This is a genomic window from Aeromonas sp. S41-2, from assembly GCF_027705845.1.
Taxonomy (GTDB): Bacteria; Pseudomonadota; Gammaproteobacteria; order Enterobacterales; family Aeromonadaceae; genus Aeromonas; species Aeromonas hydrophila.
The window spans coordinates 30,846-43,646 of sequence record NZ_JAPDCG010000010.1 but is presented as its reverse complement, the minus strand read 5'-3'; the positions used below and the strand labels follow the sequence as shown (position 1 = coordinate 43,646).

Genomic DNA, 12,801 nt, shown 5'->3' with positions numbered 1-12,801 from the left:
CCATGTTTGCTGTCTGGTCCCGCTATGTCGATATCACTGTCCAACCTGGATTTCTCCCGTCCCTGGCTGCGTCTGGGGTGTACCCTGCTGCTGTTCACGCTGCCCCTCGCACTCGGGTTGTGGATGCTCTACAACGGTCACCTGCAGATGCTGGATCGTCAGTCAGAGCGCTCGGCCCGGCAGGCGGTCACCCTGATGGAGACCATGCTGGCCCACGCCGAGAGCGCCAACCGTACCTTGCTGCCCTTCGTCGAACAGCCGTGCGAACAGGCCCTGTTCACCCTGCGTCAGCAGGTGGCGCTGGTGCCCTTCGTGCGTACCGTCAACCTGGTGGGGGAGCAGGGGATCTACTGCAACTCGCTGTTCGGTGCCATCCAGTGGCCGGATCGGGCCGAGAGTTACAGTGACGGGCGGCTGCGGCTGCTGGCGGGCAATCAGGTGCGGGCCGATCACCCCCTGCTGGCGCTGCGTGACAGCGAGGGCAGGGGGGCCGCCTTCAGCACCATAGACGGCGATTACCTGCGCTTCATGCTGGTGCTGAGCGGGCGGCCCTGCACCCTGCTGCTGCACGTGGGCAAGCAGTGGCTGGATGAGCGGGGCGTGCTGAGCGAAGGGGGTCAGCCGTTGCCGACCCTGGCCAGTCATGAAGTCCGTTCCGAGCACTATCCGCTCTCGATCTATGCCGGACACGAGATCCCCTCGCTCTGGTCCTCCCTGTGGCAGGCCCGGCAGTGGGCCATTATGGTGCTGTTTGGACTCTGCTTCGGCTTTGCCCTGCTCATCTGGTGGTTGCTGGGACGGCCCCGCTCTCCCGTGGTGGAACTGGCTCGCGCCCTACGCAATCGGGAGTTTGTGCCCTACTTGCAACCGCTGGTGGCGGCGGGGAGCGAGCGGGTGATGGGGGCCGAGGTGTTGATGCGTTGGCAGCACCCGACGGCCGGGCTGATCCGCCCCGATCTCTTCATTCCCCAGGCGGAGGCGAGCGGTCTGATCGTGCCGATGACCAGCCTGCTGATGGAGGAGGTGGCCCGCGAGCTGAGCATGGAGCGCGACCTGGTGCCCGACGGGTTTCACATCAGCTTCAACATCAGTGCCGCCCACTGTCGCGACATGGCACTGCTTGCCGAGTGCCGGCGCTTCCTCGATCACTTCGCGCCGGGCCAGGTGGTACTGGTGCTGGAGCTGACCGAGCGGGAGCTGCTGGTGGCGGATCCCCAGACCCTGGCGCTGTTTCGCCAGCTCGACGAGATGGGGGTCAGGCTGGCCATGGACGATTTTGGCACCGGCCACTCCAGCCTGCACTACCTGCAGCAGTTCCATGTGGACTATCTCAAGATAGATCAGTCGTTTATCGGCAGGATCGGCACCGAGTCCCTGTCCGAGCACATAGTCGACAACGTGATCGATCTGGGGACCCGGCTCGGCCTTGCGCTGGTTGCCGAGGGGGTGGAGACGCGCCAGCAGGCCGACTACCTGAGAAGCAAGGGCGTCGACTACCTGCAGGGCTATCTGTTTGGCCGCCCGCTGCCGCTGCGCGACTTTCAGGCTGCGTTGGGCCGGCCGCAGGCCGAGCCCGCGACGCCGGCGGTCTCGGCCTGAGCCATCAGGTGAGGGACTGCAGCCACTCTGCCAGTCTGGCGTGGGCACTGCCGGGAGCGGGCGGGGCGGGGGCGAGCAGGTGGTAGCCGGTGCCGTCGGGGCAAAAGCCGAGCGGTGCCACCAGCAGGCCGGCCTCGATGTCGTCGCACACCTGCCGGTAGGGACCGATGGCGACCCCCAACCCGGCGACGGCCGCCTGCAGGCTGAAATAGAAGTGCTCGAAGGTCTGCCCCGGCGCCTCCTCGCCGGCGGACTGGCCGGCGTGCTGCAACCACTCCTGCCAGGCTCCCGGCCGGGTCTTGGTGTGCAGGCGGGGTGCAGCAGGGCGCAGGGCCAGGCCGTTGGCCCCCGCTTCGAAGAACTGTGTCACCTTGCCCGGCTGGCAGACCGGCCCGGTCAGCTCCTCGAACAGCGGCTGGCTGTAGAGCTCGGCGGGCCACTGGAAGTCGTTGCGCCGGATGGCGAGATCGATGCCGCTGCCGAAGCTGAGGGCGCCGCCACCGGCCATCAGGTGCACGTCCAGCTCGGGATGCAGGGCCTGGAAGGCGGGCCAGCGCGGGATCAACCAGCGCATCAGCAGGGTTGGCTCGCAGGAGATGACCAGCGATGACGGCCGCCCCTGCCGGCGCAGCGCCTGCGCCGTCTGGCGGATGCCGCCCAGCCCCTCCCTGACCGCCTGATAGAGCCGCTCCCCCGCCTCGGTCAGAAAGACCCGGCGCTGGCGCCGCTCGAACAGCATGACCCCGAGATCCTCTTCCAGCAGCCGTACCGCCCGGCTGACCGCGCCGTGGGTGAGGTGCAGCTCGTCGGCGGCGCGACTGAAGTGCTCGGTGCGGGCCGCTACCTCGAAACAGCGCAGCGCGGTCAGGGCCGGCAGCGACAGACTTTTCTGTGAATCATTCTCACCGTTCATGTCAGAAGTTATCGTTCGTTATTGGTGCTATGGCCAAATAAAATAGCCGATATTCCATGTGATCAGGACTATTTTCATGACCGAACTGTTAGCCGTAGTAGCCATTACCTTCTTTGCCGTCATCAGCCCGGGACCCGACTTCGCCATGGTGTCGCGCAACAGCCTGCTGCTCTCTCGCCGCAGCGGGGTGCTGACGGCGGTTGGCATCGGCGCCGGGGTCTGCGTGCACGTCACCTACACCCTGCTCGGGGTGGGATTGCTGATCCAGCAGTCGCTCTGGCTGTTCAATCTCATCAAGCTGGCGGGGGCTGCCTACCTCATCTTCCTCGGCATCAAGATGCTGCGGGCCAAACCGGTGACCGCCGAGGTGCTGGCCGAGCAGCCCGCCCTCTCCAGCCTGGGGGCGCTGCGCACCGGTTTTCTGACCAATGTGCTCAACCCCAAGACCACCATCTTCATCGTCAGCCTGTTCATGCAGGTGGTGCAGCCGCAGACGCCGCTGGCGGTCCAGCTCGGTTACGGCGCCTTTATCGTGCTGGCCCACGCCGTCTGGTTCAGCGCGGTGGCGATCTTCTTCTCCACCGACTCGGTACGGGGTCGGCTGCTGGCGGTGCGCCACTGGATCGATCGGGTGTTCGGTGGGCTGCTGGTGGGATTTGGCATGCTGCTGGCTTTGACCCAGCAGACGCGCTGAGGCGAGGGGAGAGGCGCTCTTCCCTATCCACCCCCGACTGTAGGGGCTTGTTTTTCATGCCTTGTGGTCCGCTTTTCGGTAGAATTGGCGCTCATTTTGACGTCAATAAAGATGAGGGGCGGTATGACGGTCAGGTTCCAGGCATTTCACAGCATCAAGGCGATAGGTCAGCGGGAGGTGCTGTTCAACTGGTCCAGGACCAATCCGCTCGGCGCACTGGAGCAGGTGTGGCGTCCGAAGAATCGCGACGAACTGCAGCAACTGCTGCGGGAAAACCCCGAGCGCAAGCTGCGCCTCATCGGCTCCGGCCTCTCCTTCGAACCCATCCACAGCGTCTATGCCGAGGGCAGCCAGGCGCTGCTGGTGGACTTGCACCACCTGCGTGGCCAGCTAGGGCAGACCGCCGACACCGTCACCTACCAGGCGGGCACTCCGCTCGACATTGTCTACGCCGATCTCATTGCCATGGAGCGGATGTTGCCGGCTTCTCCCGGCGTCATCGGCATCCAGACTCTGGGCGGTGCACTCAGCACCGGCACCCACGGCCAGGGGCTGCACCAGTCCGCCCTGTGCGATGCGGTGGCGGCCATGACGGTGATGCTGGCCAGCGGCGACATCATCCGGGTGGATCGCAGCGACTCGCGCTTCGGCGCCTTCGTGATGGGCATGGGCATGCTCGGCATTCTGCTCGACGTCACCCTGCAGACCGTGCCCAACCGCATCATGCGCTGCACCAAGTTCACCACCGACTATCCCTTCCTGCTGGCGCACAACGAGCGGCTCAACCGCGAGCACGCCTTCGTGAAGAGCTGGTGGTTCGCCTGGACCGGCGAGAGCCACATCTGGCTGGTGGATCCCGCCTCCGAAGAGGAGGTGGCCCGCTACCGCGCCGGTGGCAGCGAGCCGCTGTTGCTGGAGGGCGACATCGACGCCCGCATGAATGCCACCATAGATGCGACTCTGCAGAAGATGGCCAAGGACACTAAGGATGAGGCGCTGGCCGGCGAGCACTTCGAGACGGTGCGCCGCTTCAAGGATGCCTCCGATCTGGTGGGCAACGTCTACCAGATCCTCTGCAAGGGGATCCCGGCGCCCCAGATCAATTGCGAAGTGGCGGTGCCGCTTAATCGCATGAACGAGGCGCTGGAGACCCTGCAGGCGTGGCAGCAGGACAACCCCGGTGTGCTGCACTATCCCTTTATCCTGCGCTGCACCGGCCCCTCCAAGGCCTGGCTCAGCGCCGCCCATGATCAGTCGGTGTGCTGGATCGGGTTCCTGGTCTATCTGGCGGCGGACGGCACCTTCGTCAACGGCTCCATGGAGCAGATGCGCGAGCTGCAGCAACTGCTGGTGCCGCTCGGCGGCATCCCGCACTTCGGCAAGCACCTGGCGATGGATCTCTATGACTTCCCGGCCCTGCTGCCGCGCTGGCACGACTTCCTGGCCCTCAAGGGCGAGCTCGACCCCCACGGCCGCTTTGAAAACCGCTGGCTCGCCGACCTGTTTGCCAACCGGTAAGGATCTGACATGACCGATATGCAAGACACTCGCTTACTCATCACCCTGCCGACCAGAGGGGAGTCATCCCTATGACGGACATGCAAGATACGCGTATCCCTGTGACCCTGCTGACCGGTTTTCTCGGCAGCGGCAAGACCACCTTGCTCAACCACTGGGTCAAGCAGCCCGAGCTTGGCGAGTGCGCGGTGCTGATCAACGAGTTCGGCTCGGTGGGGCTGGATCACCATTTGGTACAGCAGGTGGACGAGCAGGTGGTGCTGCTCGATTCCGGCTGCATCTGCTGCTCGGTGCAGGGCTCACTGGTGGAGGCGCTGCAGGGGCTGTTTATGAAGGCCATTCAGCGCAAGATCAAACCGTTCAAGCGACTCATCATCGAGACCACAGGCCTCGCCGATCCGGCCCCCGTGCTGTTCACGTTGAGGGAGGAGGGCTTTATCGCCCAGCGTTACCGCTTCGACGGCACCGTCACCGTGGTGGATGCCGGTCATATCGAGCAACAGTTGGCGGCTCAGTATGAAGCGGTGAAACAGGTGGCGCTGGCGGATCTGCTGGTAGTGAGCAAGGGGGATCTGGTGGATGGTGAGCAGCTGGCGCGGGTCGAAGCCCAGCTGGCGGCCCTCAATCCGGCGGCCCCCATCGAGCGGGTCAGCAACGGGGTGCTCTCGCCCGCCGTGCTGGAGAAGCTGGGTGCCTACAACGAGGCGGCCGGGCGCGACGTGCGCCAGCTGCTGGCCTGGCTGCGCACCGAAGCCCCGAAACAGGGGCTGGCCTCACCGATGCAGCCGAAGATGAAGCCGTTCGCCGCCAAGGTGGGCACGGCCGCGCCGACCCACTTCGAGCACGGCAATATCGAGAGTTTCGCCCTGCGCATCGGCGAGCCGCTCAAGCCGTCCCGCCTGCTGGCCGCCATCGATGCGGTGCAGGCGCAATACGGCGATGCGCTGCTGCGGCTCAAGGGCATATTGCAGCTGGAGGGGGAGAGCCAGCCGGTGGTAATCCACGGCGTCCATGGCCAGCTCTATCCGCTGCAGGCGCTGGGAGAGTGGCCGGAAGGCAAGGCCCAGTCCCGGCTGGTGTTCATCGTGAAGAGTCAGGACAAGGCGGGCATAGAGGGGTTGTTCCTGGATACGCTCAAGGCGCCCGAGCCCAGCCTGGAAGAGCAGCTCAGAGCCATGTTCGGCCAGCCTGATGCCTGATGTAATGAGATGACCCGCGCTTGTGCGGGTCTTTTTTTGTCTGAAGAGGAGGTGGCTGCAGATGCCCGATAGCACACACATGGTGACCCCTGCCCAGCGCAAATGGCTGCCGCCGCTCACGGCGGTCGGTTTCTTCATGCAGACGCTGGATGGCACCATCCTCAACACTGCCCTGCCCAGCATGGCCGAGACCCTGGGCGAGAGCCCGCTGCAGATGCAGTCGGTGATCATCGCCTACATGCTGACGGTGGCGCTGCTCATTCCCGCCTCCGGTTGGCTGGCGGACAGATTCGGCACCCGCCGCATCTATCTGGCCGCCATCCTGCTGTTTACTCTGGGCTCCCTGGCCTGCGCGGCCGCCAACTCCCTGCCGCTGCTGGTGGCGGCGCGGGTACTGCAGGGGATCGGTGGCGCCCTGCTGATGCCGGTCGGCAGGCTGGCGGTACTGCGGGTCTACAGCAAGCACGAGCTGCTGCGGGTGATGTCGTTCGTCACCATTCCCGGCCTGGTGGGGCCGCTGATCGGCCCGGCACTGGGGGGCTGGCTGGTGGAAGTGGCGAGCTGGCACTGGGTGTTTCTCATCAACCTGCCGGTGGGGTTGCTCGGCTTTATCGCCAGCTGGTACTTCATGCCGGATCTGCGCCAGAGCACGGCCAAGTTCGACTGGCAGGGGTTCGTGATGTTCAGCGCCGGCATGGTGCTGGTGTCGGTGGGCCTGCAGGGGCTGGGGGAGCACAGCATCTCCACCGGCTGGGCGCTGTTTGCCCTGCTGTTCGGGCTGGCCGCCATGGCGAGCTACTGGCTCTACGCCGCCAATGCCGAGGAGCCGCTGTTCGGGTTGGGACTGTTCAAGACCAGCACCTTCGCCATCGGCATCTGGGGCAACCTGTTTGCCCGCCTCGGCAGCGGCGCCATGCCGTTTCTCACCCCGCTGTTTCTGCAACTGGGGCTCGGCTTCTCGCCGAGCAAGGCGGGGATGACCATGATCCCCACCGTGCTGGGAGCCATGCTGACCAAGACGCTGGTGAACAAGCTCATTCCGCGCATCGGCTATCGCCGCATCCTGATCGGCAACACCCTGGCGCTCGGGGTGATGATCGCCAGCTTCTCCCTCATCGACAAGCAGCTCCCCTACGGGGTGTTGCTGGGCTGGCTGATGGTGTTCGGCGCCATCAACTCGCTGCAGTTCTCCGCCATGAACACCCTGACCCTGCAGGATCTCAGCCCCGAGTTTGCCAGCAGCGGCAACGGCCTGCTGTCGGTGGTGATGCAGCTCTCCATGAGCCTGGGGGTGGCCATCGCCGCCAGCCTGCTGGGGCTCTTCTCTGCCGGCTCGTCGGCGGCGGATGGCCAGTGGCTGGGAGGCTTTCACCTCACCTATCTCTGCATCGGCCTGATGTCGATGCTGGCGGCGCTGATCTTCGCCCAGCTGGCGCGGGACAAGCGCTGAGCCGCTGGCTCAGGGGGCCGGCAGGTAGCTCACCTGGCAGGGCAGCTGGGTCAGCAGCCCGGCCAGGTGGGCGGTTTCCAGCAGGAAGGTCTGCTCGGGGTGGCCCGGCGTCCAGGTAAAGGCGTGGTGGGTCATGAGAGCGGGATCCACCAGCAGCGGGATGTCGGCGCGGGGCAGGAAGGGGCAGACCGCGCCCGGCAGGCAACCGATCTGGGCCTGCATCTCGTCGGCGGTGCAGATGGAGGGCTTGGCGCCGAGCGCCGCCTTGACCGCCTTGTTGTCGAGCCGGCCGTCCCTGTGGGTCAGCAGCAGGGCGAAGCGGCCATCCTTGAACTTGAGAAACAGGGTCTTGCTGAATTCGGCCTGCCAGCCGAGGCGGGCTCTCACCTTTTCATCGGTGGCGTAATCGAGAATGGGTTCGTGCTCGAAGCGCTGGTGGGGCAGCCCGGCCAGCAGCCGGCAGTTGAAGTCGTGAATGGTATCGAGTGGCATGGAGTTCTCCTGTGATGGCGGCCATCCTGCCACTTGCATCGGCGCAGGCCCAATCACGGTTTCTTATCCTTTATCAGCTCCGTCCATCAACAACAAGGGCACCGCGAGGTGCCCTTGTTGTTCAGTGGTGCTGCAATTCGCCCGCTGCCCAGTGAAAGGGGATGGGGCAGAGCCGTTGGGAGGCCTTGTCGTAACGCTCCCACAGCTCACCGAGAGTACGGCCATCCAGCGGATGGCGCAGGGTGGGGGCCAGTTCGGCCAGCGGCCAGAGCACGAAGGCGTTGCTGAGGATCTCGCCGCGCGGCAGTACCAGCGGCGTCTCGCAGACCAGATCGCCGTAGAGCAGCAGATCGAGATCCAGGGTGCGCGGGGCGAACTTCTTGGCGTCCGGCTCGCGGCCGTGGGCAAACTCCATGGCGCGCAGTCGCTGGCACAGGGTCGCCAGCGGCAGCTCGGTATCGGCGCCCACCACCAGGTTGTAGAAGGGGCGGCCGTTGAAGCCCACCGCCTCGCTCTCGAACACCCGGGAGACCTGCAGCTCGCCAAACTCGGCCTGCAGTGCATCGAGGCCGGCGCGGATATGGCGTTCCCGCTCGATGTTGGATCCCAGGCTGATATAGATGCGGGTCATCAGTTGGCGCTCGCGGCCGGGGTGCGGTGACGCAGGATCTCGACGCCGACGCCGGCGGCATTGGGGACGGCGCCCGGTTTGGTCAGGGTGACCTTGACCCACTGTACCCGTTCGTCGGCCAGCACCAGCATGGCGACCTGTTCGGCCATGGTTTCGACCAGCTCCACCACCTTGCTGGAGGCGTGATCACAGATCTTGCGAGAGAGGGTGGCGTAATCCAGTGCCAGCTTGATATCGTCGGTTGCGGCGGCGGGGCGGTTGTCGAACCCCATCTCGAGGTCGAAACAGAGCTTCTGGCGAATGCCTTTCTCCCACTCGTATACACCGATAGTGGTCAAAACCTCGAGTCCGCGAATAAACACCTTGTCCATGACAGTACTTCTTCTTTACTCTTGATGGGCTGTGATGACAGCGCAGGGATGCAGGCCTGGCCAGCGGATGAGTGCCGGCGGCCGGTTTGGGCGACACGCGTTGGGCAACCCCACGTCGGCGCCAGAGAATGTGGCCCGCATCATACCCCATTCATATCGTGGTAAAAACGACCAAGATGACGGCCCTGACGATTTTGATGATTATTCTGGCCTACCTGGGCGGCTCGCTGTCCAGTGCGGTGCTGGTTTCCCGCATCACGGGTCTGCCGGATCCCCGTGATCACGGCTCCCACAACCCGGGGGCCACCAATGTGCTGCGCCTCGGTGGTCGGCTGGCGGCCGTGGTGGTGTTGCTGCTCGATGTGCTCAAGGGCACGGCTCCCGTCTATCTCGCCTGGTATCTGCAGATCAAACCCGTCTACCTCGGCTTTATCGGGGTGGCTGCCTGTCTCGGCCACATGTACCCCATCTTCTTCCACTTTCGTGGCGGCAAGGGAGTAGCCACGGCGCTCGGCACCATGATGCCCATCGGCTTCACCATGGGGGGCGCGGTGATCGGCACCTGGCTGCTGGTGCTGCTGGTGAGCGGCTATTCGTCGCTAGCCTCCATCATTACCGTGTTGTTGACCCCGCTCTTTACCTACCTGCTCAAACCGGAATACACGTTGCCGGTGTCGCTGCTCTCCTGCCTCATTCTGATCCGCCATCACGAGAACATTGCCCGCCTGCTGAAGGGGGAGGAACCCAGAGTCTGGGGCCGCCAGAACCGCGCCGAGCATGAAGAAGTGCTGGAAATGGATGATCCTGAGCAAAAAAGAGACGAACGAGACAAAAAGTGAAATTTCCCGTTGACCACCTGCCTTAAAATCCGTTTAATAGCGCCCACGCCCAGATAGCTCAGTCGGTAGAGCAGGGGATTGAAAATCCCCGTGTCGGCGGTTCGATTCCGTCTCTGGGCACCAAATTTTGGTGCCATGAAATAAAAACTTGTTCATGCACAACGGTTTAAAGTGTGCCGGCTTAGCTCAGTAGGTAGAGCAACTGACTTGTAATCAGTAGGTCACCAGTTCGATTCCGGTAGCCGGCACCATTTGCCCAGATAGCTCAGTCGGTAGAGCAGGGGATTGAAAATCCCCGTGTCGGCGGTTCGATTCCGTCTCTGGGCACCACAATAAAGGCGATGAGATAGCGATATCTGGTCTCCAAAGTACAATTCCTCCTTAGTTCAGTCGGTAGAACGGCGGACTGTTAATCCGTATGTCACTGGTTCAAGTCCAGTAGGAGGAGCCAATTCAAAAGCCCAGCAGCAATGCTGGGCTTTTTCTTTGCCCGTTTGCCGCTATCCGGCACTCGCTGCGGACAATAAATGGGCCAACCGGCGCCAAGTTGTCGCATTGCTCACCCTGTTCCCTCCCCATCAGTGACTTCGTCGGCTCGGCTAGTATGATGGCTTGCTGAGTCCGTCTCCTGCCCGGTTCGGGTCATTCAGGCTTATCGGGTACCAGGCCCGGTGCAGGTAAACGGAACCGTTTCTTGAGCGAGGTCATCCATGAATGCAACAGAGCTTTGGCAGCTTTCCCCCGAACAGTTCAACGAGTGGCGCCGGGCCAACGACTATCCCCTGATCTGGGATCTGCTGGTGGCGTCGCTGCCCCATTTCGACGACTGGATGACGGAGCAGAAGATCGACAAGCAGGTGATCTTCCAGATCGGCATCGCCCGCTTCATCAGCTCCCGCTGCGTGCTGAGCCTGTGCCTCTACATGAGCGACGACAAGATCAGGCTCTATGAGACTGCCTCGAGTGCGCTGGAGTCCCTGCGCAAGAGCGGGCTAATCCGCGCCGAGACGCGCTTTGAACCCTACTGCATGTGGCTGGCCGGCAAGCACGGCAAGGACGAGGTGAAGCGGGTGCAGAGCCTGCTCTCGGTCTCCGAGAACAACAAGGGGGAGGCCCAGGTACTGGGCAAGCACCGCCTGCTCAACATCGGCGGCGTCGAGCTCAAAAGCCCCATCATCTCCGGCCGGTTGCTCGACTTCACCTGCCTGGACGAGCTCTCGCTGGATGGCGCCGTCAACAACTCCAAGGTCTATCTGTGGCACTGCTCGGCCAAGGGGGTGAGGGTCAACGGCGGGGTGATCGGACTCGATCTGTTCGATTCTCTGCTGTGGGACCACAGGGCCTGGGCCAAGAAGCGGGAGCTGGCGCTGGAGGACGGGGTGTTTCAGGACTTCACCATCGAGTGCGAGGAGATCCGCTTTCACTCCTCCCGGGCGGTGCTGAAAAACTTCAACGTGCGGGCCAAGAACTTCGACGCCACCATGGAGCACACCAACCTTGACAAGGTGCAGGTGGCCTACAACGAGAATGGCCGGGTCGATCACAGCGAAGCCAGCAAGCTCTACCGCAATGCCAAGCGGCTCTTCTCCAGCGTGGGGGATACCGTCGATGCCGGCGAGTGCTACTACAAGGAGAAGCTGCACGAGATGAAGTCGCTGGCGAGCCCCAGGGAGCTGTTCAAGGAGTGCTGGCTACGCAGCGGTTTGCTAAAGAAAGGCTGGCTCACCCTGTTGTGCTACCTGAAGTGCGCCGCCAAGTTCATCAGCTTCATCACCTGGGGCTTTGGCGAGCGGCCGATCCGCAGCCTGCTGCTGTCGATGGGGGTGATCCTGCTGGCGACCCTGACCTATTTTCTGGCGCCGGCCTCGGTCACCTACCACCACCTGGGCCGCTCGCTCTACTTCAGCATCGTCACCTTTGTGACCCTGGGCTATGGCGACATCTCCCAGACCTCCTCCCCGCTCCAGCTGCTGTCAGCCATCGAAGCCTTCTGTGGCATGTTTCTGACCGGGCTGTTCCTGGCGGGGTTTGCCTCCAAGACCAAGCAGTATTGATGGGGCGTCGGTGGCCGGTCGAGCGGGTCAGCCGGCTGGCGTGATCTGCTGCATCTTGAGCCAGAAGGCCTCCTGACAGGGGTTGTGGAACAGCTTGCGCGCAGGTGTGATGGGAATGGGGCTGGCGACCACCCGGTAGCTGATCCAGCACTCCGGGCAGAGCTGCGGGGAGGGCTCTTCGTCCAGCTCCAGCTGGTGGCAGATGACCACGCCGTTGGCAAACCAGTAATGGGTCTGCCGGTGATGAGTCAGGGTGCCGCTCTCGTCCTGCTCGCTGTGTTGTTCACTCTGCTGGCGGACGATGATCGCCGGCCCGGCCTGGCGATGGATGGCTCTGATGTAGGTCACGAGGTCGTTCATGGTGCTGCTGGATGCTGGGTGAGTAGATGGATGGCCGATGGGGCGAGCTTACCCGCGCCGGCCGTGGACGGCAATCTCGCCCGCCGCTTGTCGGGTGGCGGGCATTCAGGAGAAAAGTGATGGGGATCCCTGCTGACAAGGCCGAGCTGCTGCTCGCCATCGAGACGAACTTTGGCAAGCTGTTCAAGGCCTTGCAGGCCGTCCCCGAGGGCCTGACACAAGAGCCGGTGATGGAGGGGCACAGCAAGGGCACCCGCATGAGCGTGGCCAATCTGGTGGCCTACCTCATCGGCTGGAATGAGCTGGTGATCAAGTGGATCGAGCGGGATGCGGCGGGTCTGCCGGTGGATTTTCCCGAGACCGGTTTTAAATGGAACGAGCTGGGCGGGCTGGCGCACAAATTCTATCGGGACTATGAGGGGCTGACTTACTCGCAGCTGCTGACCCGGCTGGTGGCGGCCAGGGCCCGCATCGTCGAGCTGATCGGGCAGCGCAGCGACGATGAGCTGTACGGTCATCCCTGGTATGAACGCTGGCCGCTGGGACGGATGATCCAGTTCAATACCGCCTCGCCCTATCACAATGCCAACGGCCGGCTGCGCAAGTGGTTGAAGAGCGAAGGGGTGACGCGGTAGGGCTCGTTGGCGGCCAGCACAGGCAAGGGGGTGGCAAGGTGCAGGT

The 12,801-nt window shown here is 63.7% G+C and carries 13 protein-coding genes and 4 tRNA genes; 12 read left to right on the top strand and 5 right to left on the bottom strand.

The features are described 5' to 3' along the window. Positions 1–24 precede the first annotated feature (24 nt). Positions 25–1,599 carry a cyclic diguanylate phosphodiesterase gene (locus tag OKC44_RS18725; protein WP_270814540.1) on the top strand — a complete coding sequence of 525 codons (1,575 nt, stop codon included), beginning with the start codon at positions 25–27 and terminating at the stop codon, positions 1,597–1,599. A 4-nt stretch (positions 1,600–1,603) separates the two neighbouring features. Here the strand turns inward: OKC44_RS18725 and OKC44_RS18720 are convergent, their stop codons facing one another. Next, on the bottom strand, positions 1,604–2,512 hold the full coding sequence (locus tag OKC44_RS18720) for a LysR family transcriptional regulator (RefSeq protein ID WP_049046609.1): 909 nt from the start codon (positions 2,510–2,512) through the stop codon (positions 1,604–1,606). Positions 2,513–2,588: 76 nt separating this feature from the next. Between OKC44_RS18720 and OKC44_RS18715 the strand changes: the two genes are divergently transcribed. The 4 genes from OKC44_RS18715 (at position 2,589) to mdtD (ending at position 7,373) form a co-directional block, all read left to right on the top strand. Then, positions 2,589–3,206, top strand: a complete 618-nt coding sequence (locus tag OKC44_RS18715; RefSeq protein ID WP_257685719.1) for a LysE family translocator — start codon at positions 2,589–2,591, stop codon at positions 3,204–3,206. Positions 3,207–3,329: 123 nt separating this feature from the next. Further along, positions 3,330–4,724 carry a D-arabinono-1,4-lactone oxidase gene (locus OKC44_RS18710; protein ID WP_270814536.1) on the top strand — a complete coding sequence of 465 codons (1,395 nt, stop codon included), beginning with the start codon at positions 3,330–3,332 and terminating at the stop codon, positions 4,722–4,724. A 71-nt stretch (positions 4,725–4,795) separates the two neighbouring features. Continuing rightward, complete coding sequence (locus OKC44_RS18705) at positions 4,796–5,923, top strand: CobW family GTP-binding protein (protein WP_270814534.1); 1,128 nt, start codon at positions 4,796–4,798, stop codon at positions 5,921–5,923. 61 nt (positions 5,924–5,984) lie between these two features. Next, entirely contained in the window at positions 5,985–7,373 is a 1,389-nt protein-coding gene (gene mdtD / locus OKC44_RS18700; protein WP_101614284.1) for a multidrug transporter subunit MdtD, read from the top strand. Between the two features lie 9 nt (positions 7,374–7,382). Here mdtD and OKC44_RS18695 read toward each other — a convergent pair whose 3' ends face one another. From OKC44_RS18695 to folB, 3 genes are all read right to left on the bottom strand, one after another. After that, positions 7,383–7,865, bottom strand: a complete 483-nt coding sequence (locus OKC44_RS18695) for a YbaK/EbsC family protein (RefSeq protein ID WP_139388313.1) — start codon at positions 7,863–7,865, stop codon at positions 7,383–7,385. A 121-nt stretch (positions 7,866–7,986) separates the two neighbouring features. After that, the gene (gene folK / locus OKC44_RS18690; protein WP_106551660.1) at positions 7,987–8,496 is read right to left on the bottom strand and encodes a 2-amino-4-hydroxy-6-hydroxymethyldihydropteridine diphosphokinase; all 510 of its coding nucleotides are present in this window, start codon (positions 8,494–8,496) and stop codon (positions 7,987–7,989) included. Then, positions 8,496–8,867 (bottom strand): dihydroneopterin aldolase, encoded by a 372-nt coding sequence (gene folB, locus OKC44_RS18685; RefSeq protein WP_011707547.1) that lies wholly within the window; start codon positions 8,865–8,867, stop codon positions 8,496–8,498. The genes folK and folB overlap by 1 nt, the downstream gene beginning before the upstream one ends. 176 nt (positions 8,868–9,043) lie before the next feature. On the opposite strand from folB, the gene plsY reads away from it, so the two are divergent. The 6 genes from plsY (at position 9,044) to OKC44_RS18655 (ending at position 11,760) form a co-directional block, all read left to right on the top strand. After that, positions 9,044–9,706: a glycerol-3-phosphate 1-O-acyltransferase PlsY gene (plsY, locus tag OKC44_RS18680; RefSeq protein ID WP_270814530.1), complete on the top strand. Its 663-nt coding sequence runs from the start codon at positions 9,044–9,046 to the stop codon at positions 9,704–9,706. A 47-nt stretch (positions 9,707–9,753) separates the two neighbouring features. Beyond that, positions 9,754–9,829, top strand: a tRNA-Phe gene (locus tag OKC44_RS18675). Between the two features lie 52 nt (positions 9,830–9,881). Beyond that, positions 9,882–9,957, top strand: a tRNA-Thr gene (locus OKC44_RS18670). 3 nt (positions 9,958–9,960) lie between these two features. Further along, a tRNA-Phe gene (locus OKC44_RS18665) sits at positions 9,961–10,036 on the top strand. Positions 10,037–10,081: 45 nt separating this feature from the next. Continuing rightward, positions 10,082–10,157 (top strand) — tRNA-Asn (locus tag OKC44_RS18660). A gap of 259 nt (positions 10,158–10,416) precedes the next feature. Further along, positions 10,417–11,760 carry a potassium channel family protein gene (locus OKC44_RS18655; RefSeq protein ID WP_024944784.1) on the top strand — a complete coding sequence of 448 codons (1,344 nt, stop codon included), beginning with the start codon at positions 10,417–10,419 and terminating at the stop codon, positions 11,758–11,760. A gap of 27 nt (positions 11,761–11,787) precedes the next feature. Here OKC44_RS18655 and OKC44_RS18650 read toward each other — a convergent pair whose 3' ends face one another. Beyond that, positions 11,788–12,120 carry a hypothetical protein gene (locus OKC44_RS18650; protein ID WP_270814527.1) on the bottom strand — a complete coding sequence of 111 codons (333 nt, stop codon included), beginning with the start codon at positions 12,118–12,120 and terminating at the stop codon, positions 11,788–11,790. Between the two features lie 119 nt (positions 12,121–12,239). Here OKC44_RS18650 and OKC44_RS18645 point away from each other — a divergent pair, with 119 nt between their 5' ends. Next, positions 12,240–12,755 carry a ClbS/DfsB family four-helix bundle protein gene (locus OKC44_RS18645; protein ID WP_244089211.1) on the top strand — a complete coding sequence of 172 codons (516 nt, stop codon included), beginning with the start codon at positions 12,240–12,242 and terminating at the stop codon, positions 12,753–12,755. Positions 12,756–12,801 lie beyond the last annotated feature (46 nt).